The organism is Burkholderia sp. MSMB617WGS (genome assembly GCF_001532025.2).
GTDB lineage: Bacteria > Pseudomonadota > Gammaproteobacteria > Burkholderiales > Burkholderiaceae > Burkholderia > Burkholderia savannae.
The window spans coordinates 1,976,859-2,000,344 of the sequence record NZ_CP013458.1; the positions used below are offsets into that span (position 1 = coordinate 1,976,859).

The window sequence follows — 23,486 nt, forward strand, 5'->3', positions numbered from 1 at the left end:
CATGCGACTACGCCGCGCGCCCGTTCGGGCGGCGGCGCAGCGTTCGGCGCTCACACGTGCGCCGTTTTCCTGACGAATGCTTGACGTTCTTCGGACGCGCGATCCCGCGTCACGCCTGCATGCCGCCGCGCACCGACTGCGAGCGCATCCGCGCGAGCCCCGCCGAAATCGTCCGCGGCTCGAGCACGACGGTCTCGTTCGGAAACATCTCCTGGCGGAATTCGCCGTGCTCGTCGAACCATTGGCAGATCACCCATTCGCCCGTGTCGAACACGACCGGGCCGGCGTACGTCACCGTCATGCGTGGACCGCCCGTCTTGAGCGTCACGACGTCGCCGACCCGAAAGGAAGTGGTATGCGTATCACGGTAAGTCATCATGGTGGCCCTTTTTCGGAAATAATTTATTTATTCATTTTTCCGGATCTTCGATCCAGCTATTCGTTCATCTCCCGCAGATTAGCAATCGACTGAATAGCCGGCAAGTCGCCATTAAAACTTTTTTTCGAATCGGGTTAATAAGTGGCGGCATCGTTACGCGACCTTGGCCGCTCGACAGCGCGCCAGAGCGGCCTTGGCGGCGTGTTGCGCCGCAATTTCATTTGCAATGCAACAATCGCCGCCAATCTAATTCAGCGCATCGATACGTGGAAACGTTTCCAATTGCGGAGCAGATTTATCATCGAATGCGCCGGAAGTAAACGGCATGCTCCGGATATGGCGGCTTGAAAGACTTTTGCAATCCGCGCGAATGCGGCGCCGCACTCAGACGACGTATGCGCCCTTTGCGTGCAGCTCCGCCTCGGCCTGCTCGAGCGCCGCGATCGCGTCGCCGCCTTCGAGCGCGAGCAATTGCGCGACGAGCGCTTCCACCAGCGCATGCGCGGCGACGAGCGACGGGAAGAACGACGGGCTGTCGTGCGTGAAGATCAGTTGCGCGTCGGCGTGCAGCGCGATCGGCGACACCGCGCTGTCGGTGATCGCGACGATCTTGCCGCCCTGCGCGCGCGCCGCCTGAGCGACGCGCGTCGCCTCGGCCGAATACGGCGCGAAGCTGACGACGACGGTCACGCTGTTCTTCGCGATCGTCCGCAGTTCCATGTCGAGCGAGCCCGCCACGCCTGTCAGCAGCGACACCGTCGGCCGGAACAGCCGATAGCCGTAGACAAGGCCGAACGCGACCGGATAGCACGACCGGAAGCCCGCGACATGCACGTGCGCGGCCTTGCGCATCAGCTTCGCCGCATCGGCGAGCGCCTGCGCGTTCTGCGCGGCGCTCGCCTCGAGGTTGTGCTGCTGCGCGGCGAGCAGATCGGCCGCGAGCGAGGCCTTCGCGTTCGGCTTCACGAGCGAACGCGCGCGCTGCGTGAGCGGCTGCGGCCGCGTGCGCACGCGCGCGACGAACAGATCGCGCAGCTCGTTCCAGCCCGGAAAGCCGAATTGCTGCGCGAGCCGCACGAGCGACGCCGGCTGCACGTTCGCGCGCTGCGCGACCTTGCGCATCGACGACACGGCCACCTCGTCGGGATGATCGAGCAGGAACGCCGCGCCCACCTGGAATTGCGGGCTCAGCTCGGAAAATTGCGCCCGGATCAGGGACGCGAGTTCATCGAAATCGGCGGGCATCGTGGTCGGGGAAAAAGTCGATCGGCCATGGTATCACCCGCGTTACGCGGTCGATGCCTGCGAATGCCGGGCGGCGCGAGATGGGGCCGGGGCCAAGTTCGCCGCGACCTGCCCGGCAGCGCGCCGTGATTCGGATTCGCGCGCGCATCGTCGGGCCGGCCCGCCATGCTTGCAGAAGATGCGATGGATGACGCGCTTTCCGATCTTTCCGATCTTTCCGATCCTTCCGATCGTCAGATTTTTCGATCTTCGATCTTCGGGCCTTTGGGCCTTTGGGCCTTTGGGCCTTTGGGCTTTTGGGCTTTTGGGCTTTTGGGCTTTTGGGCTTTTGGGCTTTTGGGCTTTGGGGCCTTCGGACCTTTGGGCCTTCGAGTCATCCGATCTTCTGATCTCCTTCAATAATTCCAATCTCAACGATCCTCGCCGCCCGCTTCGATCCGGCGAAGTTTCACCCGTCGATTCACTTGATCCCGCGATCGTTGCCCCACCTCGATTCACCGCTTCTTCGCCGTTTCGATGTCTCGCCGATCGTCCCATTCGAGGACTTCATTCGAGGACTTCATCAACGTCGTCATCACATTCCCTTGCGACTCCCTCGTTTCAGCGCGCCTTCAAGCCCCGATCCCCAAATCTTCGATCGACGCGCGCCGATCCATCGCTGCGCCGGCGATTCGCGCCGTCGCGCGCCAAATCGCCCATCTACGACCATCTACGACCATCTACGACCATCTACGACCATCTAGGCTCACCCGCGCCCGCCGTCGCCCGCCCCATCGCGTCGCGCTCCGCATTTCCCGACGCTTTAAGCCGCCGCTAAGCATCGAGCGCTTATCATTCCCGCAAGCGGCATGCACGCGCACGCGCGCGCCGCGCTCTGACGGAATCTCGAAACATGCGCGTATTGCTCGTCGAAGACGATCCGCTCATCGGCAGCGGGCTCGAACAAGGACTGAAACAGGAAGGCTTCGCGGTCGACTGGGTGCAGAACGGCGACGCGGCGTCGCTCGCGCTGCGCACGACGCCGTACGGGCTGCTGCTGCTCGACCTCGGCCTGCCGGACAAGGACGGCCTCGCGGTGCTCGCCGCGCTGCGGCGCCGCGACGACGCGCTGCCCGTGATCGTGATCACCGCGCGCGACGCGCTGCCCGACCGGATCGCCGGGCTCGACTGCGGCGCCGACGACTATCTCGTCAAGCCGTTCGCGCTCGAAGAGTTGCTCGCGCGCATCCGCGCGGTGAACCGCCGCCAGACGGGGCGCGCGCAGACGGTGCTCGCGGCGGGCGTGCTGCGGCTCGATCCGGCGCGCCATCAGGTGTGGCGCGGCGACGAGGAAGTCGCGCTGTCGCCGAAGGAATTCGTGCTGCTGCACGAGCTGATGCGCGAGCCGGGCGCGGTGATCTCGCGCGAGCAGTTCGAGGAGCGGCTGTACAGCTGGGGCGAGGAAATCGAGAGCAACGCGGTGCAGGTCCACATCCACAACCTGCGCAAGAAGCTCGGCCACGACACGATCCTCACGGTGCGCGGCGTCGGCTACCGGATCGGAGACGGCGCATGACGGGCGCGCCGCGCGGCTTCGCGCGCCGGCTCACCGCATCGCTGCGCGGCCGGCTGCTGATGTGGCTGCTGCCCGCCGCGTGCGTCGTCGGCGTGCTCGCGAGCACGGGCACCTACTGGGGCGCGCTGCGCGAGCTCGACGATCTGCTCGACGATCAGATGCGCAGCATGTCGAAGCAGATTCAGGTCGACGACAGCGGCAAGCTGTCGATCGAGGGGCGCGACAAGCTCGGCAAGCGCCACCCGGCCGATTACGATTCCGACGACGTGCTGCTGCAAGTATGGCGCGGCGGCCAGCTCCAATTCACGACCGATCCGGCAACGCAGCTGCCGCCGCCCGCTGCGGCCGGCTTCGTGGCGCTCGACGCGGGCGGCCAGCGCTGGCACACGTACGTGCGCGAGAGCGCGGGCACCACGATCCGCGTCGCGCAGCCGCGCCAGGCGCGCTGGGAGGCGATCGCGGGCATCGCCGTGCATCTGCTCTGGCCGGTGCTGTCGCTGCTGCCGCTGCTCGCGGTCGGGCTGTGGCTCGGCATCGGTTACGGGCTGCGGCCGCTCGGCGCGATTGCCGCGGGCCTGAAGCGCCGTCATGCGAATCACCTCGACCAGCTCGACATCACGACCGTGCCGACCGAAGCGCAGCCGCTCGCGTCCGAGATCAACGATCTGCTCGCCCGGCTCGACCGCTCGTTCACGCTGCAGCGGAACTTCATCGCGGACGCCGCGCATGAATTGCGCACGCCGATCATGGGCCTGTCGATCCAGACGCAGCTGCTGCAACGCACGGCGAGCGCCGACGAGCGCGCGCGCATCCTCGCGCAGATCCAGGCCGCCACGACGCGCCTGTCGCATCTCGCCGAGCAGTTGCTCACGCTCGCGCGCCTCGAGCCCGATGCGCAATCGGCGACGTTCGCCGACGTCGATCTCGCCGCGTTGTGCCGCTCGGTCGTCGCCGAGCGCTCGCGCGTCGCGAGCGCGCAGCATGTCGATCTCGGCGCGGTCGGCACGGCGCCCGTGCGCGTGCAAGGCAACGCCGACACGCTGCGCGTGCTGCTCAACAATCTCGTCGACAACGCGATCCGCTATGCGGGCGCGGGCGCGCGCGTCGACGTCGAAGCGCGCGCCGACGCCGGCGGCGCGCCCGCGCTCGAAGTGCGCGACAACGGCCCCGGCATTCCGGTGGCCGATCGTCCGCGCGTGTGGGAGCGCTTCTATCGCGGCGGCGGCGCGCAGCTCGTGTCGGCGTCGGGCAGCGGGCTCGGGCTGTCGATCGTCAAGCGCATCGCCGAGCAGCATCGCGCGGAGGTGTCGCTCGCGAGCGGCGCCGACGGGCGCGGGTTGACGGTGACGGTACGCTTCGGCGCGAAGCCGCGGGCGTGAGCGGCGCGGCACGCGGGCGCGGCGGCCGGCTCGGTTGCGCGTCGACGCCCGGCGGAGGTGGCGTGTTCTTTGCGGTCGGCACGTGCGCTGCTTGGTGGGGCGGCGGATCGGTTTGTCGGTTTGTCGGCAGATCGGCAAACCAGTGAGTGGGTAAACCACTGAATCGGCGAATCACCCAATTCATCACGCGAACCGCACGATCATCGCGCGCCGAACGCCACGTCCTTGTCCACATTTTTTGTTGGCAAGCTTGTGGACATCCTGAGCATCCGGCAATCAAGTCATTGATGCGGCAGCGTTTTCCCAAAGGTGTCACGAATGCGGCACGCTGCGCCTACGCGCGCACGTACGCGGCATGCGGCGTTGCCTGTGCGCGGAGCTGCTCACGTCGGCTTCGCGACATATGAACATCCGTTCACCGAAATCGCCCATAAGAAATGCGCCGTCGTTTTCCACAATTTTTGTTGGCAAGCTTGTGGAGATCCTGGGTGCGCCGCGATCAACTCGTTGATCCATTGGACTTTTGTCGAGCAGCTCAGGCAAGCGGCGGCACGTACGGAATCGCGCTGTCGCCAACGGCCTTTGACGTCTCCGCGCGTGCAATTCGCGCACTGCCTCGCGCCGTCCGGCCATTCGACATGCTCGATGGCCGAGCCGCTTTTCCACAATTTTTGTGGTCAAGCGTGTGGATATCCTGAGCATCCGCCGCCCAAGCAATTGATCCCGCGACATTTTCACGAACAGGGCGACAAAGAAGCAGCGCACGCAAGTTCATCGCATGCGAACCGCCGGTCGAACCCGCCGTTCGCCCATGCCGGCTTGAGCAGCCGGGCCGCCGCATCTCCGGCAGCGCTTCCGCATCGCCTTTTCCACAATTTTTGTGGCCAAGCTTGTGGACATCCTGAGCATCCGATTCTCAAGCCATTGATCCAGCGACACTTTTCTCCGCATGTCAATGAAGCGGCACATGGCGTCGGCATACCCCTTTTCGCGCAGATCGGCGCGGCGTCGCGGCCGGGGTTCGACAATCGCGCCATCGCGTCGGCGAACGCGATCGCATCGCGGCCTTTTCCACATTTTTTGTTGGCAAGCTTGTGGATAGGCTGGGCATCCGACAGTCAACTCATTGATCCGCCGACGTTTTCTCGTACGCACCAAACAAGCGGCACGAGCGCGCCATGTTCGCGCCCGTGCGGACCATCAACATCCGGCATTTCAACGCGCGATATCGAGCGATGCGCTCGGCATTCGGCGAATCTTCGATGCGCGATCTGAAGTCGGGCCTTGTCCACAATTTTTGTTGGCAAGCTTGTGGACATCCTGAGCATCGGGCGCACAACACATTGATCCGACGACACTTTCGCCGAGCAGTCAGAACTGCGGCACGGCGACGGAAATCGGTTCGCCGCATGCGCATGCATGCGCGTCGCGCCGCGCCGACTCGTCACGGCGCAAGCGCCCGCGCGACAAAACAATCCACAATGCATTCTCGACATTAGGGTTTTCCACAGATTTTGTGCGCAAGCTTGTGGATATCTCGGCGAACTCAGCGCCAAACAATTGATATATCGACATTTTTCCGGAATCGTCGTACCGTCGGCACAAACCGTTGCGAAGCGTCGGCGACGCAGCCCGGGAAATGGCAACGAAAGCGCTCACGCGCGCCGGCTCGCGCGAACTTGCGAGCGACCGCTCGCGCACGCGGCGGCCGTCGCGCGCCTTCGCGTCGGCCGCCGCCCTGACCTCGCGCCCGCGATGACGCGCGCGTCGCTCACACCGGATAATCGAGCTTCGGATACCAGTCGACGCCGCGCCCTTCCGGCGTCATGTCGAGGATCGTCCATAGCGGCATCGGATCGGGCGCGCCGCGCGGGTCCTGCCCCGGGTCCACGCTCCAGCCGCCCAGCTCGCCGCTCCAGAAATGGCGGATCGCGCCGTCGCGGCGCGTGAACACGTTGATCGCCGGATCTTCGCCGCCGTCTGCGCCGATCGCGTGATAGTCCTGGCTGTACCGGCCGTCGAGATCGCAATACAGCTTGAGATCGCGCCAGCCGCGCTCGCGCTTGAACGCGACGAGCCGCTCGATCGGCGAGCGCGCGACGACCGCGAGCGCGACGCGCTGCTCGACATCGCGCGCCTCGCCGTTCCATGCGCCGAGGAGCGACGTGCACATCGGGCACGGCCGCTCTCGCTGCGGCCCGAACATGTAGCTGTAGACGACGAGCGTCGCCTTGTCGCCGAACAGGCCGGCGAAGCCGCACGGCCCGCGTTCGCCTTCGAAGCGATAATCGCCCGTCACCTCGCCGCCCGGCGGCAGCGTGCGCCGCAGCGCGGCGACGCGCTCGACGTGCCGGCGCAACTCGATCTCCTCGACGAGCAGCGCGTCGCGCGCGCGACGGTATGCGTCGCTCTCGTTCGGCCAGTGCGTCGTGTTGCGCTTCACGAGCTCGGCGGCGGGGGTCAGCGTGGAACTCACTGTCATGTCAGTCTCCTGTCGATCGAACGATTCAATCCCGGTCGGGCGCGCCGAGCGGGAACAGGTGCCGATACGGACGCGCCTCGTCGAGCGCGCGCGCGAACGACGGCCGCGCGAGCAGCCGCTTGCGATACGCGATCACGCGCTGCAGCGACGCATCGATCGGATGCGTCCAGTCCGCGTAGAACAGCGACGGCGCGGCCGAACAGTCGGCAAGACTGAACGCGCCGCCCGCCGCCCAGTCGCGGCCCTCGAGCGCGCGTTCGAGCCACGCATACGACGTGCCGAGCATCCGGCGCGCATCGGCGACGCCGCGCGGATCGCGCTCGGCCTGCGGCCGCAGCGCGTCGAACACGATCTTCTGCAGCGGCGTCGACACGTAGCAGTCGAAGAAGCGGTCCATCATGCGCACGTCGAGCGCCGCGCCGGCGTCGGCGGGCAGCAGCCGCGCGTTCGCCGGGCGCCGCAGGCCCAGGTACTCGACGATGATCGTCGACTCGACGACCGTGCGCTCGCCGTCGACGATCATCGGCATGTGCTTGAGCGGCCACCGCGCGGCAAATTCGGCGTTCGCGTCCGGCGTGTCGCCCGCGAGCAGCCGCCACTCGAACGGCAAGTCGTACTCGTACAGCGCGACCAGCACCTTCTGGCAATACAACGAGAACGGATGCCCATAGAACTTCAAGCTCATTGCGTTCCTCCTCGGTCGAGTGGGCGCGCGACGCGCGCACGCCGCCCGTCGAAAAAAACGCGCGGCAGGGCGCACGCCGCCCGCGCCGCGTCATGCGTTCGCCCGACCGGCGCACGCGCGTCGCGCGCCTCACGCGCCTCACGCGCCGGCCACCCGCTCACCGCGCGGGCGGCACGCATTGCTCCATCCCCTCGCGGATCTGCTCGGGAGTCAAGTCGCGCTTGTGCGTCGCGACCGACCAGCGATGGCCGAACGGGTCCTCGATCTGGCCATAGCGGTCGCCCCAGAACATATCGGCCGCGGGCATCGTCAGCTTCGCGCCCGCCTCCACCGCGCGCGCGATCACCGCGTCGACGTCCGGCACGTACAGATGAATGAACACGGGCGAGCCTTTCAGCGCTTTCGGCCCGAGCGCGCCGCAGCTCCCCATCTCGTCGACGAGCATCAGCGTCGAATCGCCGATCCTGACGGCTGCATGCATCAGCCGGCCGGCCTCGCGCGACGGCAGCCGCGTGATTTCGACGGCGTCGAACGCCTTCTTGTAGAACTCGATCGCGGCGGCGGCGCCGTCGCAGATCAGATGAGGGGTGAGCGAATGCATCCCCTCGGGGATCGGTTTGACTGCATCAGGCATGATCGCGGCTCCTTGGCTTCGAATGGTTTCATCGATCGAGCGCGCCGCTTGCGCGGAGGCGCTCTATCGCCACGACGAACGAAGCGGGCGGAATTCGACATGCGCCGCAAAAATTTTTCCCGTAAGGTGAACGGCCGGCCGCAGCCGGCGCGCGCCGGCGTCGACGCGGCATCGCACACGATGCCGGAAAGCGCGTCGATCAATCGCATCCGGCCGGTCGGCCGGGCCGCGCATGCTGCGCACGCAGCGGATAACGCGGAAGCAAACGGGCAGCCGCTTCGCGCGGCCCGCCGCCGCGGGTTATCAACAATTTCTGTCGACAAATATGTGGATATCCTGCGCACGCGCGCGCCAAGCCCTTGAAAGCACGGCGCTTTCCGCGCCGCGGCAATAAGCGGGCACCGGCCGCGCGCGTCGCGTCAGCGCTTCTCGAGGTTCGCCTTCAGCTCGCTCGCCTTGTCGCGCAGCGCCTCGTAGCCGGAGCGCGCATGCTCCGGCAGGTCGGGATCGCCGACGAGCGCGCCGAGCGTCTCGATCAGGCTGAACAGGATGCCTTTCGCCGCGCCGGCCGCGATGCTCTGCGACTGGATCGACTCGTGCAGGTGATCGACGGCCGCCTCGAACTGCTCGAGCTTCGGCTGATCGTCTTGCCGGCGCGCTTCGTCCGGCTTCTCGTTCGTCATGATGATGCCTCCCGTCTATCGGCTCGTTGCGAATCGTGGATCGATGCCGTCATTGTATGGCGAGCGCCGCGCGCCCGACGCGAGCGAGCGCAATCTTCACAGCACCGTGACGACGCGCACGCCGCTCGGCTCCGCCGCCGCGACCACCTGCCCTTCGACGCGCCGGAACGTGAGCGACACGCCGTCGTCGCCGACGCGCAAATCGTCGACGCGCAGCCAGTCGACGCCTTCCGGCAGATCCGGCCGCTCGATGCGCACTTCGCGCCGCGCCGCGTCGACCGAGATGCCGAGGCACGCCTGCAGCATCATGAACGGCGCGCCCGCCGCCCACGCCTGCGGCAGGCACGCGACCGGATACGCGGTCGGCGGCTCGCCGGGCCGGCGCGGAAAACCGCAGAAAAGCTCGGGCAGCCGCATGTCGAAGCTCACTGCGGCCTCGAACAGCGCGCGCAGCAGATCGAGCACCGAGCGCTTGTCGCCGTAGCGCGCGAGGCCGCGCGCGACGAACGCGTTGTCGTGCGGCCAGATCGAGCCGTTGTGGTACGCCATCGGGTTGAAGCGCGGCTGCCCCGCCGCGAGCGTGCGCACGCCCCAGCCGGTTCTGAAGAGCGTCGAGCCGAGCACGCGCGCGACCGATTCGCCGCGGCTCTGCTCGGGCAGGCCGAACGCGAGCAGATGCGCGGCGTTCGACGCGAGCACGCGGCACAGCTCGCCGTGGCCGTCGACCGCGATCCCGTAGAAGCCCGCCTCCGGCATCCAGAACAGCGTCTCGACCTGCTCGCGCAGCGCCTTCGCGCGTTGCGCGTAGCACACGGTGTCGGCCGCATGGCCGCGCCGGCGCGAGAACGCCGACATCGCGTCGAACGCCGCGCACGCGTACGCCTGCACTTCGACGAGCGCGATCGGCCCGGCCGGAAAACGGCCGTCCGCATGGAACACCGAATCCTGGCTGTCCTTCCAGCCCTGGTTCGCGAGGCCGCGCGCGGACGTGCGCTGATAGTCGAGCAAGCCGCGCGGGTTGCGGTCGCAGACGCTCATCACCCATTGCGCGGCGCGCTCGAGCGCCGGCCACAGCTCGTCGATCAGCGATTCGTCGTCGGTGTGCTCGAGATACGCGCCCGCGAGCACGACGAACAGCGGCGTGGTGTCGACGCCGCCGTAGTAGAGCGCGAACGGCACTTCGCCCGTGGCCGCCATCTCGCTCTTGCGGAACTCGTGCATGATCTTGCCCGGCTCCGCGTCGCGGAACGCCGCCGTCTCGCGCGCCTGATGCTCGGCGAGAAACCGCAGCACGCCGCGCGCGAGCGACGGCTGCAGCCACAGCATCTGCAGCGACGTGATCACCGCGTCGCGGCCGAACGGCGTCGAGAACCACGGGATGCCCGCATACGGATACGGGCCGGATTCGAGCGATGTCGTCAGCAAGCCGAGGTCAGCGAGCGAGCGGTCGAGCCACGCGTTGAAGAGCGGATTGCTCGTGTGCACGCGCGCCATCGTGCGGCGCCGCTCGCGCATCGCGCGGTGCACGGCGGCAAGCGCCTTGCGCAGCGCGCCGCGCCCCGCCGCGATGCACGGCTGCTGCGCGAACGCGTCGCCGCTCGCGTGCGCGGCGCCGACGCGCGCCTCGACCGTCAGATACAGCGACACGCACGCCTGCGCGGCGATCGTCAGCGTGTAGTCGGCGCGATCGACCGAGAGCGTGTCGGGCGTCGGATCGAAGCCGATCCGCACGCTGCGCTCGACCGCGTCGAGCCCGTCGTAGCGCAGCCTGACCGCGCCCGCCTCGACGCACGGCGGCGCGATCGCGCCGCGCCGATCGCGCCGCGTTCCGCGCACTTCGAACATGTCCTTGAAGTCCGCGCCGAACGACACCGACAGCGGCACCTCGGCGTCGCTCGTGCCGTAGTTCGTCAGCGTGAGCGCCTCGTACAGCACGTCGTCGGCGAGCACGCGCATCCGCTCGATGTGGATCACGCCCTCGGGCGTCTCGCGGCCGCCGAGCGGCGGCAGCGGACGGTTCGTCAGGTGCGCGGTGAACGACGCGTTGTCCGCGCTCGTCGCGCCCGACAGCAGCGACGGCGCGCGGCCGCCGAACGTGAGCCGCCATTGCGACAGCATGCGCATGTCGTCGACGAACAGGCCGTCGTCGCTGCCGCCGATGTCGCCGAGCGCGTCGCTCACGACGAACGCGTCGCCCGCCTTCAGCACGAACTGGCTGCCGCGCACGGCCTTCTGCGTGTCGGACTCGGGCGCGATGAACGCGGGGGCGGACGGCGCCGGCCGCGCCGGTGCCGGTGCGGCGGGCGCGGACGAGGATGAAGACGCGGCCTGCGGCGCGCGCGGGGAAGAGGAATCGGCTTGCCTCGGCATCGGAACTCCTGGGGGGACGCGGCACGCCGGGTGCGCCGCGTTTTCCGCACAGGATAGGACAGAACGCGCCGGACGCGCAGCGTTGTCAGGGTCGGTTCACCCGAATGACGACTCACATGCGCCATCGAAGGGCCAGGCTCGAGGTTCGCGACGAAGCGGCGGCTCGACGCATTCGCGGCGCGCGCGCCCCGGCGACCGGGGCTTGCGTCGGCCGATCCCGCGAAAATTCGATTCACACGGCGTGACAAGCGCGCGCAGCCCGAGCGAATGCTGCGCAATCAGACTGTCGAAAAGCGCCTCGTTTTGACGACCGGAGCGCTGCCGAAAAGAGCCTCGCATGCAACTGGCTGCCGGGTTGCGGTTGAATTGCCCCAGTCGCCCCTCAGGCGAGCGGGGCAGCCGGCGTGTTGCCGCGCACGGTCGCGCCTGAGCGACTCATTGCCGCGCTCCCGGCAAAGCACGTTCCCTGATTTTGAAATTCATCCGCGGTGCTGGCCGCCGGATTTCGCACGAATCGGACGACTACCCGACTTGTCGGCCCACGAATGATCCGTATGCCAGCAACTTGACGGCGCCCTGACGAGCGCTGCCGTCAGCGTCAAAGCGCGGGGATCGGTTTCGTGGCGACTGGCGCGCTCTCGTTCCAGACACGGTCCAGCGCCGTGACCGAGTACATGTATTCGTGATCGACGCTTGCCTTCGCGTCGAGATAATCGGTTCCTCTGACGGTTGCGACCAGATGCCGTGCGTCGATGTCCCGGCACGCATCGCACCGCGGCCGTTCGTGGCGATAGATCGCATACGACACCGTGTCGGCCGAGCCGGCTTGCCATCTCAACCGCACGCCGTCCGGAGTCCGCTCAACGCGCAGGCCATTCACCGCGAGCGGCGGCGTCGCTTTGAGCCACGGCATGGTCGGCACGAGCGCGGGACGCGAATACCACTTGCGAACGAGTTGCGACATCGAGCCGAGGCGATCCGCGCGGACGTCTTTCGCGGAGAAATAGATATCGCCTTTCACTTCGGGAAGCTTGCAATTGAACGCAAGATGATTGTCGAGCTCGCCGGGATCGGACCATCCGGGAGATTGCTCCGATATGCCGACCTTGTAAGCCGCCTGGCCGATATAGAGATGCGCGCGGGACATCCGGGCCTGCTCCACCCACCACGGCACGACCTTGTCGTAGTCCGCGACCGGAAAGCCTTGCGCCCAATAGACTTGCGGCGCGATGTAATCGACCCAGTTCTCGCGGAGCCAGCGGCGCGTATCGGCGTATAGATCGTCGTACGTTTGCGCGCCGGCCGATGTTTGCGAACCCTGCGGATCGGTGAGCGCGTTGCGCCACACCGCGAACGGCGAGATGCCGAACTTGACCCACGGTTTCGCCGCCTTGATGCGTTGCGCGAGCGTTTCGACGAACACGTCCACATTATGACGGCGCCAGTCGGCAAGCGTCGCGAACCCTCCGCCGTATTGTCCGTATGTCGCGGCATCGTCGAACGTCTGACCCGCGATCGGATACGGATAAAAGAAGTCGTCGAGATGGACACCGTCAACGTCGTAGCGGTCGACCGCGTCCATGATGGCGCTGACGATGTGCTCGCGGGCGGCGGGCATACCGGGATCGAAATAGAATTGCCCACCGTAACGCACGAGCCAGTCAGGATGCAGACGCGCCGGATGCATCGGCGCAAGCGCGTCGAGACGGGTGTTTCTCGTCGCCCGATAAGGATTGAACCATGCGTGCAGTTCGAGATTGCGCCGATGCGCCTCGGCGACCGCGAACGCGAGCGGGTCGTAGCCGGGATCTACGCCCTGCGTGCCGGTGAGGAATTCAGACCACGGCGCGAAAGGTGACGGCCAGAACGCGTCCGATACCGGCCGCACCTGCAGGATCACCGCGTTGAAATTCAGCCGGACAGCGTCGTCGAGCCACTTTCGCAGTTCGTCTTGCTGTTCGACGAGCGTGAGCCCCTCCCGGGAAGGCCAGTCAATGTTCGCCACCGACGCGATCCAGAACGCGCGAAATTGCCGCTTCGGCGTCACGTCGTCCGACGCACACGCGACGTTCGGTGCCGCCTCGGAGGTCATGTCCGCCCTCCCCCCTGTGCATGCGCCCGCGAGAAACGTCAGTGCGGCGGCAAGGACGACGCGCCACACGTGCGTCGGCGTCATTTCGTTGTTCATCAGACGGCTCCTTCGATTCGTTCGTGAAGACTCCCACGCCCGTGCGCGGCGGAAGAGATTCAGGGGGCACAAGTCGTGACTGGTCAGTGACCCGATTGCCCGCGCGATAGTGCACAACCCCAGTGATCGTCGGCCGCGAGATCAGTGATCGATACTTCTCACCAAGATCCGGTTCCTCCGACATTTTCAAGCCGGAATCCGCAGGCGCGCCCCCGGCCGCCAGTCAGAAAAGGGCGATCACATGCTGTCCGGCTCGCTCGACACCGCATGCCTCGCGACAAATCCTTGCATCAACGCAACGGATATGGTCGCGCCCCGGATGAAAAAGATAATCTTTCGCGCTCCTGCTACTCGTTGCAAACCAAGATACCCCTCGGGTTCCGTTTCAAACCCAAATTGCCGAGCCGGGAAGACATGGCTCTTGTCTCCCGGATCGCTTTGCACATTGAAGGAGAAATCAATGCGTGGTTGTTACCCTTGCTGAGCGCAAAGCTTCCGGAGGGGGAAGTGATGGCTCACGGCGAGAATAATGAAAATACAGCATCGAAAACAAACACATGAAGCATAATAGCGGAAACGGTTTTCAAATCCAGTTAAATCATCACATCCCATAAAAATCAAATTACCCGCCAATTGCAAAACTCGGATTCGCAATCTGAAAATCGAATCCATGCAGCCTTATTCGCTTGCTCGCCCCATGAAACTTCTAGGCTGAATCGACATTCACTGCAGCCATGGCATGACGGAAGCCAACTGAATGGTTGCCAGGAAGTTGACCGGCTTGCGGACGTAGCGTGCCGCAACGCGCCTCCATTGCCTGACGCGCGCAAATCAGCGGGCAAAGCCGCGCTCGATGCGATTGCGTAGCCGGTAGCGGGCTTTGTCGTATGCCCGCGGTCGCCGGCAACTTCGCGGCGGATTCACCGCTTTACTGCACCGCTTTACTGCCCCGGCGTTCGATCAGTTCGGCCCGCTCGCGGCTGTCGTATCCGTTGTCGGCCGATATGCGCCGAGGCTTGAATGTGGAGCGGCGTGGGTCTAACCGTCCCGTTCGCCTGTCTGGACTGGGCAAAAACGAAAGCGGCGCATCGGCACCTGTCCAATGAGCGTGAGAGCGGGCGGGATATTCCGGGTGGACGTTTTCCGGCAAGCGCCGCCCGCGCATTTCGTCGAACGCCCCATCGCCGGGATATCGTCGAAACGCGAACGGCCGGGCAGCGCGGCGCGCTGCCGTTCGCCCTTCCCGCGCGGCGCGCGTCACGCGCGCATCAGAACCGCCACAGCGCGTTGCCGAGCACCGCGTTGTCGCGCACGCCGCTGCCGTACTGCCCGCTGTACGACACGCCGAGCGTCAGGTTCTTCGTGACGCTCGCGTCGATGCCGAGCTCGAGCACCGCGCTGTCGCGCGCGATCGGCACGCCCGCGACCTGGAACGACGAGCCGCCGGCCGCGAACGCGAGCGTCGACGTCGGCCGCGCGCTGCCGAACGCGTGCCGCCAGCCGGCCATCGCGCGCGCGCTCAGCGTGCCCTTCGCGAGCACGCCGAGCTCCGTCGCCGCGCGCACGCCGAGCGTCGAGAACGCGACGTTGCTCGTGTCCGCGTCGCCCTTCAGCGCGGCCGCGCCGCCGCTCTCCTGATAGCCGTCGGTATGCAGGCTCACGTACGCGAGCCCCGCGAACGGCTCGAGCGCGAAGCGTCCCACCGGAATCGCATAGCCCACCTCGCCGAACACTTGGCCCGAATTCGCGTCGTAGCCGGCCGAATCGTGATCGCGGAAGGCGGCGAACGCGGGCGAGCGGTCCGTGTCGATCCGGTACCACGTGTACACCGCGCCCCCGCGCACGCCCCACGCGCCGTACTGTGCGCCGCCGTAGAGCGCGACGTAGTAGCTGTTCAGCGAGGCCGACGAATTCAGGCCGTTGTCGAGCGAGCTGTGCGTGAGGCCCGCCGCGGCGCCCGCGCGCCAGCGGTCGTTCAGCGCGACGTCCGCGCCGGCAATGAAGCCCGTCATGCTGCGGTTGAGCGTCGACGCATTGCCGTCGCTCGCGAGCCGGCTGCGGCCGCCGAACGCCTGCCCCCAGACCACCGGCCGATACGGCGTGCCGCCGACGCAGCTTTCGCGCGAGCCGAGCCGCCGCTCGGGCGGCGTCGCGTCCTGGCGCGGCGCGCCGCCGCCCGCGTCGTCGCACAGCGCGGCCCCGCCCGACGACAGCGCCGCGAGCGGCCCCGAGCCCGGCGCGAGCCCCTGGCGCACACGGTCCGTCACCGCGTCGCGCACGTAGCGGCTGTCGGTCAACAACATGCTCTTCATGCTCGCCTGCAGTTCGCCGTCGAGCTGCGAAAACGCGCTGCGCGCGGTCGGCGCATCGGTGACGAGCACGGTGTCGAACAGCGGATTGCCCGCGCCGAGCGTGCCGAGCGCGCCCGCGGCGGCCGTCTGGTTCTGCGTCGTCGCAACAGACGTGAACGGCGTCGCGTTCGGCGCGAGCCGCAGGAACACGTGGTTCGCGTCGTAGCCGAGCGTCGGCGTGACGAACGCGTACGTCGCGTTCACGCCGGCGAACTGGCCTTGCACGCCCGCGCCAGCGCTCAGGATCGTGTAGGTCGTGTTCGCCTGATAGTTCGCCTGGCTCGCGAGCACCTGCACGGTGCCGCCGTTCAGCGTCGCCGAGCCCGTCGCCGCGAGGCTGCCGCTTTGCTGCGGATTCGCGGCGACCTGCAGCGTCGAGCCCGCCTGGAACGTCACGTTGCCCGCCACGTTGAGCACCTGCCCCGGCTGCGGCAGCGACGCGGTGCCGCCGCTCGCGACGACGAGCCCGCCGAGCGTGCCCGTGCCCGTCACCGTCGCGCCGTTGCGCACGCTCACCGTCGAATTCGCGAGCGAGCCGTCGACGGCGAGCGTGCCCGCCGCGACCGTCGTCGGCCCGGCGAGCGTGCTCGCGCCCGTCAGCGTCAGCACGCCGCTGCCCGCCTGCGTGAGCGAGCCCGATCCGGAAATCGCGCCGCCGTACGTGACGTTGGCCGCTTCGTCGAAGACGAGCGCGCCGTTGTCGGCGACGTTGCCCGCGAGGCTGCCCGTCGTTCCGCCGTTGCCGATCTGCAGCGTGCCGCCGCTCGCGATCGTCGTGCCGCCCGTGAACGTGTTCGCGCCCGTCAGCGTGAGCGGCGCGCCGCCCGACACCGCGAGCGAACCGCCGCCCGTCAGCGCGCCGCCGAAGCTGCCGCCGCCCGTCACGGCGAGGCTGCCGGCGCCAGTGTCGATCGTGCCGCCCGCCGCGCCGTTCAGCGTCGGCAGCGTCACGTTCGAGCCGCCGAGCGACACGCTGCCGCCGTTCACCGTGAGGCCGCCCGTGCCGAGCGCGCCGCCGTTGCCGACGACGACCGTGCCCGCGTCGACCGTCGTGCCGCCCGCGTACGTGTTCGCGCCGACGAGCGTGAGCGTCGACGAGCCGTTCATCACGAGGCCGCCCGCCCCCGACACGGGGCCCGACAGCGTCAGGCTCCGCGTGCCGCCGATCGTCGCGGTCGAGTTGAGCGCGACCGCGTTCGACAGGTTCACGGCGGCCGTCGCGGCGATCGTCGTCGGCGCGGCGACCGTCACCGCCCCCGTGCCGAGCGCGCCGCTGCCGCCGAGCGCGACCGTGCCGCCCGCGAGCGTCGTGCCGCCCGAATACGTGTTGCTGCCGGTCAGCGCCTGCGTGCCGGTGCCGGCGAGCGTCAGGCCGCCGGTGCCGCCGATCGTCCCGCCGAACGTCGCGTTGCCGCTGCCCGCGAGCGTCAGCGAGTTGCCGCCGAGCGTGACCGTGGTGCCCGCCGCGCCCGACAGGCCACCGATCGTCTGGCTCCCGCTTGCGCCGCTGAGGTCGAAGCCCGCGCCCGCGTTCACGAGATTCACCGCGCCGCTCGGCGACAGGCTGCCGCCCGCGCCGAGCGCGAGCGTGCCGGCGTTGACCGTCGTGCCGCCCGTGTACGTGTTCGCGCCCGTCAGCGTCTGCGTGCCCGCGCCGTTCTTCACGATTCCGCCCGTGCCCGTGATGCTGCCGCCGAACGTCTGGTTCGTCGCGGTGCCGAAGCCGAGCGTATTCGCGCCGAGCGATATCGTCGTGCCCGCCGCGCCCGACAACGCGCCGATCGTCTGATTCGCGCTCGCGCCGCTGATGTCGAACGTCGCGCCCGCGCCGGCGAGCGTCACCGCGCCCGCCACCGCGAGGCTGCCGCCCGCGCCCAAGGCAAGCGTGCCCGCGTTGATCGTCGTGCCGCCCGTGTACGTGTTCGCGCCCGTCAGCGTCTGCGTGCCCGTGCCGGCGAGCGTCAGGCCGCCGGTGCCGCCGATCGTCCCGCCGAACGTCGTGCCGCCGCTGCCCGCGAGCGTCAGCCCGTTGCCGCCGAGCGCGACCGTCGTCCCGGCGACACCGGACAGGCCGCCGATCGTCTGGCTGCCCGTCGCGCCGCTAATGTCGAAGCCCGCACCCGCGCCGGCAAGATTCACCGCGCCCGTCGCCGCGAGGCTGCCGCCCGCGCCCAAGGCAAGCGTGCCCGCATTGATCGTCGTGCCGCCCGTGTACGTGTTCGCGCCCGTGAGCGTCAGCGTGCCGCCGCCGTTCTTCGTCAACGCGCCGCCGCCCGAGATCGCGCCCGACAGCGTGAGCCCCGTCGCGCCCTGCACCGTCAGGCCGCCCGCGCCGAGCGTCACGTTGTTGCTCACGTCGAGCCCCGCGGCGCCCGCCTGCAGCGCGCCGCCGTTGCCGGCGATCGTGCCCGTGCCGAGCGACGCGTTGTTGCCGATGATCGCGACGCCGCCCGACAGCGTCGCGTCCTGCGCGCTCGACGCGCCGTTGATCGTCCACGCGCCGCTCGTCACGTCGAGATGATTGAAGTTGATGTAGTTGTTGACGGCGATCGTGCCGCTCGCGGGGCCGCCCGCGGCCTGCTGCAACAAGAGCGTGTTGTTGCCGCCCGCGCCGCCGTCGACGATGCCCGTCGCCGCGAAGCCGAGCGTGAGCGAGCCGACGCCGATGTTCAGCGCCACCCCGGTGCCGCCCGCCGCGCTGACCGTCGAGCCCGTCATCGCGGTGAACGTGTTCGTGCTGTTCGCGCCCATCGACACGCTGCCGTCGATCGTCCCCGAGTTGACGAACGTGTTGCCCTGCCCGGCGGCGCCGTTCGGCTGGAACGCGACGCGGCCGGTGATCGTGCCGCTGTTGTTGAAATTGACCTGGCCGCCGCCGTACGCGGCGACCACGGGCGAATCCGGGCCGAGCAGCGTCGCGCCGACGAGCGGCGTCGAGCCGATCGTCCCGGTGTTCGTGATGTTCGACACGCCGCCCGTGCCGTTCTGGACCGCGAGCGCCATGCCGGTCAGCCCGCTGATCGACACGCCTGTCGTGCCGTTCATCGTGCCGTTGTTCGTGACGTTGGTCGTGCTCGGCGACGCGTTGCCGACGACGGTGCCGCTCGACAGGATGCCGAGCCCCGAGCCGAGCACGGTCGGATCGATCGTGCCGTTGTTGGTCAGCGAAACGCCGCTGCCCGTGAGCGACAGCGCGGTGCCGCCGATGCCGAGCAGCACGCCCAGGCTCGCGCCGCTGTCGACCGTCACGTTGAGATTGTTGCCGCTGTTCGAATAGCTCGGCGCGAGCGGATTGGCCGCCCCCGAGCAGGTGACGGTGGTGCCCGCCGGGGTGCAGGCCGCGTGCGCCTGAACGATGCCGGCGCCGACGAGCGCGACGAACACGCCCATCGACGGCACGAGCTTGGCAAGCTCGTTGTTTTTTCTTGAACGCGTGCAGTTCATGTTGCCCCCTTCCTTGCCATCGAAAATAGACGTCGAAGGAAACTGCCTGGCGCGGCGGGAATTGCGTCGACGATTCGGCGAATCGTCGGGACAAAACAGTCTTCCGGCCGCGCGGCGACGGCCGTCTGTTTCGAAGGAAACGCAGGAATCGGAAAAACCGCGAAAGCGCGAACGCCGATCTGATCGACTAAGCGAACGGCATGACGACTCCCCCTTTATGGCGGCGACATCTCGAGTTGGTCTAGTTAATGCGGATGACGACTTGTCGGAAGGCTATATCAAAGCACGCCGATATGCAAAAAATCGGAACGGTCGGCGCCGATGTCTTTGCCTCGGCTTCAATGCGGCTTTCCCGCCGCATCCGCGATGCGCTTCGCAATGGACTTCAAAGAACGAGAATCGTTTCGGCCGAGATCTCGCGATTGCCGCAAGCGAAACGTATGCAACAGGTAAATGCCGCGCGTGGTCGACGCGCCGAGCGCAACGCCTTCGCGAACGCGCGATGCGCTTCGGTCCCGAACGGCAACATGCATTCGCCCCACCTTTATCTTTTCCGCCGATTCATCCTATCATTTCATTCGACCATTTTTTTCAGATGACTCCGACTGACAAATAGCCGACTCGCAATCTTTGAATCGTTTTCGAATTCATTTCGCATCTCGAATAAATACTCGCCACGTCATTTCGATTGATCTGTCTCAACGCAGCAAGCCCGCCATCCAACACGATGAAAGGCGAAACCCGCCACATGAACGGAGGCCATGATGGAAATTTCATTGAGAGACCTGCTGACGGTGCTGCACGGAATGGGATTCGGCGCGTTGTTCATGCTTGCGTTTTCCGGTGCGATCGCCGAGCTCTATCGCACGTCGTCGCCGGGCGCGCCCGCCGTGCCCGCGCCGCGTGAACATCGGCTGTTGATGATCTATCTGTCCGCGATGGTGATCCTCGCGTGGGCAACCGTGTTCTCCGGCGCATACATCGTCTATCCGTGGTATCGCGCGGTGCCGCCCGCCGGCCTGACCGATCTCGCGAACTACCCGCAGCGCCTGTTGATGTCGAGCCGCGACACGTCGGGCTGGCACAGCCTCGGGATGGAATGGAAGGAGCACGTCGCGTGGCTCGCGCCGATCGCGATGACGATGGTCGCCTACGTGTTCGGCAAGTACGGCGCGGCGCTCGGCAAGCAACGCCAGATTCGCAACGCGGTGCTGGCGTTCACCGTCGTCGCGTTCGTCGCGACGGGCGTCGCGGGTGCGTTCGGCGCATTCCTGAACAAGTACGCGCCGGTCCGCGGCGGCGCCGCCATCCACCTCATGACGGGAGAATGAAAATGCATGCCTCTCATCCGCACACCGCCGCGCAACATGCCGCCGATACGGCGCATAATCAGTCATCCGTAGCAAGCGAGCCGACAAACGCTTCGCCGCGAACAAGCGCGCCCGCCGCCGCCGAAGTGCTGCCGAACGGCCCGGCCGCCGCCGCCATTCTCGCGGCCGGCATCGGCTGCTTCGCCGTCGGGCTCTTTGCGCTCGCCGGCGACGCGTTCCGCTCAGTTGCGCATTTCTTCACGTTCTACACGCCCACCGGGCCGCTTTCGGGCGTGACGACGAGTGCGATCGTCGTCTGGCTGCTGTCATGGGCGGCGCTGTCGCGCCGATGGAACGCGGCGTCGGTCGCGCTCGGCCGCGTCACGACCGTCGCCTTCGTGCTGCTCGCGCTCGGCATCCTGCTGACATTCCCGCCCTTCATGGATCTGCTGCAAGGCAAGTAGCCGCTCGCGCGCCGAACGGAGCATCGCGTTCCGTTCGGCACGCGCGACGCCCCCTCTTCGTTGCTGATCCAAGTCAATTTTCGCAATTGTGGCGATCATAGACTCGAATCATCGACATCGGTCGCGACGAAAGATGGATCGTTAGCGGTGCGACACGTTTGATGAAGTCAGAACGATATTGAAATAAACGAGAAGGACCGCAGCGGATATCAGTGGAAACACCGGCTTCAATGCGTTGGAAAAAGGCGGTTTCTCAACGGAAACCGGATACACGAGCCCTGACGACAAACAAGAAGGGGGCGGTATGTTCAATCGCATCCGTCGCGGCCTTACCGCCATGCTTGCATGCGTGTTCGGGGTGCTGTGCCTGTCGAATGACGCCGCCGCGGTTCCGGCGTTCGCGAGACAAACGGGGCTCGCCTGCGTCGCGTGCCACGTGAGCTTCCCGGAACTCACGCCGTTCGGGCGCTTCTTCAAGCTGACGGGCTACACGCTGTCGAACCGGTTCACGATTCCGCTCGCGGGCATGGTGCAGCTGTCGCAAACCAATACCCGCTCGATCGACAACCGCAACTACGACTTCGTGCGCAATCAGGACGTCGTGCTGCAGCAGGCGAGCCTGTTCTACGGCGGGCGCATCGCCGGCCCGGTCGGCGCGTTCGCGCAATGGACGTACGACGGCATCGCGCACCACAGCGGCATCGACAACACCGACATCCGCGCGGCCGGGCACTTCACGCGCGACGACGTCGACTTCATCTACGGCGTCACGGTCAACAACAATCCGACCGTCTCCGACGTCTGGAACAGCACGCCGGCATTCGGCTATCCGTACGCGTCGAGCAGCGTGTCGCTCACGCCGACGGCGAGCACGCTGATCGACGGCGGCCTCGCGCAGCAGGTCGCGGGCTTCGCCGCGTACGCATTCTGGCAGCGCAGCATCTACGCGGAAGTCGGCCTCTATCGGACTGCCGACCAGATGTTCTCGGTGTTCCGCACGGGGCAGGACATCAGCACGCCGGGCGGCGTGACGCGGCTGCGGGGCGGTAACCCGTACTGGCGCGTCGCGTACAACCGCGAATGGGGCCCGCACTCGCTGATGCTCGGCACGTTCGGCCTGATTGCCGACGTGTATCCGGACAACACGCTGCCCGCGACGCCGACCGACCGCTTCACCGACATCGCGCTCGATGCGCAGTATCAATACCTGACGCTGTCGCACGCGTTCACGACGCAGTTCACGTTCATCCACGAGAAGCAGAACTGGAGCGCGAGCTTCCCGAGCGGCGGAATCGGCGCGGGGCCGACGCCCGCCAACCCGACCGACCGTCTCAACACGTTCAAGGCGAAGGCTTCGTACTACTACCAGCGCAAGTACGGCGCGACGCTCGCGTACTTCTCGACAACGGGCACGACCGATCCCGGGCTGTACTCGCCGACGCCCGTGACGGGCAGCGCGAACGGCAGCCCGGACTCGCGAGGCGTCATCGCGGAGCTCGACTATCTGCCGTTCCCGCAAGTGAAGCTGTCGTTGCAGTACACATGGTTCCTCAAGTTCAACGGAGCGCGCTTCAACTACGACGGCAACGGCCGAAACGCGAGCGACAACAACACGCTGTACCTGCTCGCGTGGTTCGTGTTCTGACGCCGCCCGAACCTTGCCTCGCCAACCCGCCTGCTCCGCGAGAACGATCATGAAAAAGCTGCTTGCATCACCGATGTGGATCGCCGCGCTCGCCGCCGCGCTCGGCGGCTGGCCCGCCGTCCGCGCGCACGCGCAGGACGGCGCGCGGCTCGCCGCGCAGCTCTGCGCCGCTTGCCATGGCGCGCATGGCCGCAGCGAATCGCCGATGTTCCCGCGGCTCAATGCGCAAACGAACGAGTATCTGAGCGCGCAGCTCAAGGGCTTTCGCGAGCACGCGCGCGGCGAGACCGACGCGCGCGCGTACATGTGGGCCATCGCGTCGCAGCTCGACGACGCGACGATCGCGTCGATCGCCGACTACTACTCGCATCAGGAGCCGACGCACGGCGAGCCCGGCGATCCGGCGCTCGTCGCGAAGGGGCAGGACATCTTCGAGCACGGCGTGCCCGAAAAGGGCACGCCGGCGTGCGCGTCGTGCCACGGACAGAACGGGCAAGGCGTCGGAACGTTCCCCCGGCTCGCGGGACAGCACGAGGCCTACCTGCTGCGGCAAATCGAGGTCTTCAAGAACGGCACGCGCGCGAATGCGCCCGTGATGAGCGCGGTCGCGCATACGCTCGACACCGATCAGGCGAAGGCCGTCGCGGCGTGGTTGCAGTCGCGTTAGCGAAA

The 23,486-nt window shown here is 67.2% G+C and carries 20 protein-coding genes; 10 read left to right on the forward strand and 10 right to left on the reverse strand.

Features of this window, described 5'->3' with window-relative positions; translation table 11 throughout:
• Window positions 1-109 precede the first annotated feature (109 nt).
• Both WT60_RS29650 and WT60_RS29655 read right to left on the reverse strand, forming a co-directional pair.
• A complete protein-coding gene (locus WT60_RS29650; protein WP_081989964.1) occupies window positions 110-379 on the reverse strand; it encodes a YodC family protein in 270 nt (89 codons plus the stop codon).
• 384 nt (window positions 380-763) lie between these two features.
• Window positions 764-1,624, reverse strand: a complete 861-nt coding sequence (locus WT60_RS29655) for a MurR/RpiR family transcriptional regulator (RefSeq protein WP_059670036.1) — start codon at window positions 1,622-1,624, stop codon at window positions 764-766.
• An 892-nt stretch (window positions 1,625-2,516) separates the two neighbouring features.
• On the opposite strand from WT60_RS29655, the gene WT60_RS29665 reads away from it, so the two are divergent.
• The 3 genes from WT60_RS29665 (at window position 2,517) to WT60_RS34100 (ending at window position 5,833) form a co-directional block, all read left to right on the forward strand.
• Window positions 2,517-3,179 (forward strand): response regulator, encoded by a 663-nt coding sequence (locus WT60_RS29665; RefSeq protein WP_059578771.1) that lies wholly within the window; start codon window positions 2,517-2,519, stop codon window positions 3,177-3,179.
• Window positions 3,176-4,558 carry an ATP-binding protein gene (locus WT60_RS29670; RefSeq protein WP_038752476.1) on the forward strand — a complete coding sequence of 461 codons (1,383 nt, stop codon included), beginning with the start codon at window positions 3,176-3,178 and terminating at the stop codon, window positions 4,556-4,558. Before WT60_RS29665 ends, WT60_RS29670 begins: the two co-directional genes overlap by 4 nt.
• Window positions 4,559-5,203: 645 nt before the next feature.
• A complete protein-coding gene (locus WT60_RS34100) occupies window positions 5,204-5,833 on the forward strand; it encodes a hypothetical protein (protein ID WP_145986912.1) in 630 nt (209 codons plus the stop codon).
• Between the two features lie 96 nt (window positions 5,834-5,929).
• Here the strand turns inward: WT60_RS34100 and WT60_RS29680 are convergent, their stop codons facing one another.
• The 4 genes from WT60_RS29680 to WT60_RS29695 all read right to left on the reverse strand — a co-directional run bounded on the left by WT60_RS29680 (window position 5,930) and on the right by WT60_RS29695 (window position 8,359).
• Entirely contained in the window at window positions 5,930-6,217 is a 288-nt protein-coding gene (locus WT60_RS29680) for a hypothetical protein (protein WP_236860895.1), read from the reverse strand.
• Between the two features lie 112 nt (window positions 6,218-6,329).
• Window positions 6,330-7,040 carry a DUF899 family protein gene (locus WT60_RS29685; RefSeq protein WP_060355759.1) on the reverse strand — a complete coding sequence of 237 codons (711 nt, stop codon included), beginning with the start codon at window positions 7,038-7,040 and terminating at the stop codon, window positions 6,330-6,332.
• Between the two features lie 25 nt (window positions 7,041-7,065).
• On the reverse strand, window positions 7,066-7,725 hold the full coding sequence (locus tag WT60_RS29690; RefSeq protein WP_038752481.1) for a glutathione S-transferase family protein: 660 nt from the start codon (window positions 7,723-7,725) through the stop codon (window positions 7,066-7,068).
• Window positions 7,726-7,882: 157 nt separating this feature from the next.
• On the reverse strand, window positions 7,883-8,359 hold the full coding sequence (locus tag WT60_RS29695) for a VOC family protein (RefSeq protein ID WP_038752483.1): 477 nt from the start codon (window positions 8,357-8,359) through the stop codon (window positions 7,883-7,885).
• 99 nt (window positions 8,360-8,458) lie between these two features.
• Here WT60_RS29695 and WT60_RS34105 point away from each other — a divergent pair, with 99 nt between their 5' ends.
• A complete protein-coding gene (locus WT60_RS34105) occupies window positions 8,459-8,722 on the forward strand; it encodes a hypothetical protein (RefSeq protein ID WP_145986913.1) in 264 nt (87 codons plus the stop codon).
• A 56-nt stretch (window positions 8,723-8,778) separates the two neighbouring features.
• On the opposite strand, the gene WT60_RS29700 is transcribed toward WT60_RS34105, so the two are convergent.
• From WT60_RS29700 to WT60_RS29710, 3 genes are all read right to left on the reverse strand, one after another.
• A complete protein-coding gene (locus WT60_RS29700; protein ID WP_038752486.1) occupies window positions 8,779-9,042 on the reverse strand; it encodes a hypothetical protein in 264 nt (87 codons plus the stop codon).
• 96 nt (window positions 9,043-9,138) lie between these two features.
• Window positions 9,139-11,412: an amylo-alpha-1,6-glucosidase gene (locus WT60_RS29705; protein ID WP_060355760.1), complete on the reverse strand. Its 2,274-nt coding sequence runs from the start codon at window positions 11,410-11,412 to the stop codon at window positions 9,139-9,141.
• Between the two features lie 598 nt (window positions 11,413-12,010).
• Window positions 12,011-13,588, reverse strand: coding sequence for a family 10 glycosylhydrolase (locus tag WT60_RS29710; protein ID WP_059578992.1), 1,578 nt, complete (start codon window positions 13,586-13,588; stop codon window positions 12,011-12,013).
• A gap of 279 nt (window positions 13,589-13,867) precedes the next feature.
• Between WT60_RS29710 and WT60_RS34110 the strand changes: the two genes are divergently transcribed.
• Window positions 13,868-14,161 (forward strand): hypothetical protein, encoded by a 294-nt coding sequence (locus WT60_RS34110; protein WP_145986914.1) that lies wholly within the window; start codon window positions 13,868-13,870, stop codon window positions 14,159-14,161.
• A 707-nt stretch (window positions 14,162-14,868) separates the two neighbouring features.
• Here the strand turns inward: WT60_RS34110 and WT60_RS29715 are convergent.
• Window positions 14,869-19,395 (reverse strand): autotransporter domain-containing protein, encoded by a 4,527-nt coding sequence (locus tag WT60_RS29715; RefSeq protein ID WP_060355761.1) that lies wholly within the window; start codon window positions 19,393-19,395, stop codon window positions 14,869-14,871.
• A 293-nt stretch (window positions 19,396-19,688) separates the two neighbouring features.
• Between WT60_RS29715 and WT60_RS34115 the strand changes: the two genes are divergently transcribed.
• The 5 genes from WT60_RS34115 to WT60_RS29735 all read left to right on the forward strand — a co-directional run bounded on the left by WT60_RS34115 (window position 19,689) and on the right by WT60_RS29735 (window position 23,481).
• Window positions 19,689-19,994, forward strand: coding sequence for a hypothetical protein (locus tag WT60_RS34115; RefSeq protein ID WP_145986915.1), 306 nt, complete (start codon window positions 19,689-19,691; stop codon window positions 19,992-19,994).
• Between the two features lie 165 nt (window positions 19,995-20,159).
• Window positions 20,160-20,726 (forward strand): hypothetical protein, encoded by a 567-nt coding sequence (locus tag WT60_RS29720; protein WP_038752698.1) that lies wholly within the window; start codon window positions 20,160-20,162, stop codon window positions 20,724-20,726.
• Window positions 20,723-21,169 carry a hypothetical protein gene (locus WT60_RS29725; protein WP_038752497.1) on the forward strand — a complete coding sequence of 149 codons (447 nt, stop codon included), beginning with the start codon at window positions 20,723-20,725 and terminating at the stop codon, window positions 21,167-21,169. The genes WT60_RS29720 and WT60_RS29725 overlap by 4 nt, the downstream gene beginning before the upstream one ends.
• 436 nt (window positions 21,170-21,605) lie before the next feature.
• Window positions 21,606-22,814: a cytochrome C gene (locus WT60_RS29730; protein ID WP_186448667.1), complete on the forward strand. Its 1,209-nt coding sequence runs from the start codon at window positions 21,606-21,608 to the stop codon at window positions 22,812-22,814.
• Between the two features lie 49 nt (window positions 22,815-22,863).
• On the forward strand, window positions 22,864-23,481 hold the full coding sequence (locus tag WT60_RS29735) for a c-type cytochrome (protein WP_038752500.1): 618 nt from the start codon (window positions 22,864-22,866) through the stop codon (window positions 23,479-23,481).
• Window positions 23,482-23,486 lie beyond the last annotated feature (5 nt).

What these genes read in the sequence shown, in the direction of transcription:
- WT60_RS29655 (WP_059670036.1), bottom strand. Translation starts at nt 1,624, where the DNA reads ATGCCCGCCGATTTCGATGAACTCGCGTCCCTGATCCGGGCGCAATTT.
- WT60_RS34100 (WP_145986912.1), top strand. Translation starts at nt 5,204, where the DNA reads ATGGCCGAGCCGCTTTTCCACAATTTTTGTGGTCAAGCGTGTGGATAT.
- WT60_RS29725 (WP_038752497.1), top strand. Translation starts at nt 20,723, where the DNA reads ATGAAAATGCATGCCTCTCATCCGCACACCGCCGCGCAACATGCCGCC.
- WT60_RS34105 (WP_145986913.1), top strand. Translation starts at nt 8,459, where the DNA reads ATGCGCCGCAAAAATTTTTCCCGTAAGGTGAACGGCCGGCCGCAGCCG.
- WT60_RS29715 (WP_060355761.1), bottom strand. Translation starts at nt 19,395, where the DNA reads ATGAACTGCACGCGTTCAAGAAAAAACAACGAGCTTGCCAAGCTCGTG.
- WT60_RS34115 (WP_145986915.1), top strand. Translation starts at nt 19,689, where the DNA reads ATGCAAAAAATCGGAACGGTCGGCGCCGATGTCTTTGCCTCGGCTTCA.
- WT60_RS29690 (WP_038752481.1), bottom strand. Translation starts at nt 7,725, where the DNA reads ATGAGCTTGAAGTTCTATGGGCATCCGTTCTCGTTGTATTGCCAGAAG.
- WT60_RS29695 (WP_038752483.1), bottom strand. Translation starts at nt 8,359, where the DNA reads ATGCCTGATGCAGTCAAACCGATCCCCGAGGGGATGCATTCGCTCACC.
- WT60_RS29685 (WP_060355759.1), bottom strand. Translation starts at nt 7,040, where the DNA reads ATGACAGTGAGTTCCACGCTGACCCCCGCCGCCGAGCTCGTGAAGCGC.
- WT60_RS29650 (WP_081989964.1), bottom strand. Translation starts at nt 379, where the DNA reads ATGATGACTTACCGTGATACGCATACCACTTCCTTTCGGGTCGGCGAC.
- WT60_RS29720 (WP_038752698.1), top strand. Translation starts at nt 20,160, where the DNA reads ATGGAAATTTCATTGAGAGACCTGCTGACGGTGCTGCACGGAATGGGA.
- WT60_RS29735 (WP_038752500.1), top strand. Translation starts at nt 22,864, where the DNA reads ATGAAAAAGCTGCTTGCATCACCGATGTGGATCGCCGCGCTCGCCGCC.
- WT60_RS29705 (WP_060355760.1), bottom strand. Translation starts at nt 11,412, where the DNA reads ATGCCGAGGCAAGCCGATTCCTCTTCCCCGCGCGCGCCGCAGGCCGCG.
- WT60_RS29710 (WP_059578992.1), bottom strand. Translation starts at nt 13,588, where the DNA reads ATGACGCCGACGCACGTGTGGCGCGTCGTCCTTGCCGCCGCACTGACG.
- WT60_RS29670 (WP_038752476.1), top strand. Translation starts at nt 3,176, where the DNA reads ATGACGGGCGCGCCGCGCGGCTTCGCGCGCCGGCTCACCGCATCGCTG.
- WT60_RS29700 (WP_038752486.1), bottom strand. Translation starts at nt 9,042, where the DNA reads ATGACGAACGAGAAGCCGGACGAAGCGCGCCGGCAAGACGATCAGCCG.
- WT60_RS34110 (WP_145986914.1), top strand. Translation starts at nt 13,868, where the DNA reads ATGCCTCGCGACAAATCCTTGCATCAACGCAACGGATATGGTCGCGCC.
- WT60_RS29665 (WP_059578771.1), top strand. Translation starts at nt 2,517, where the DNA reads ATGCGCGTATTGCTCGTCGAAGACGATCCGCTCATCGGCAGCGGGCTC.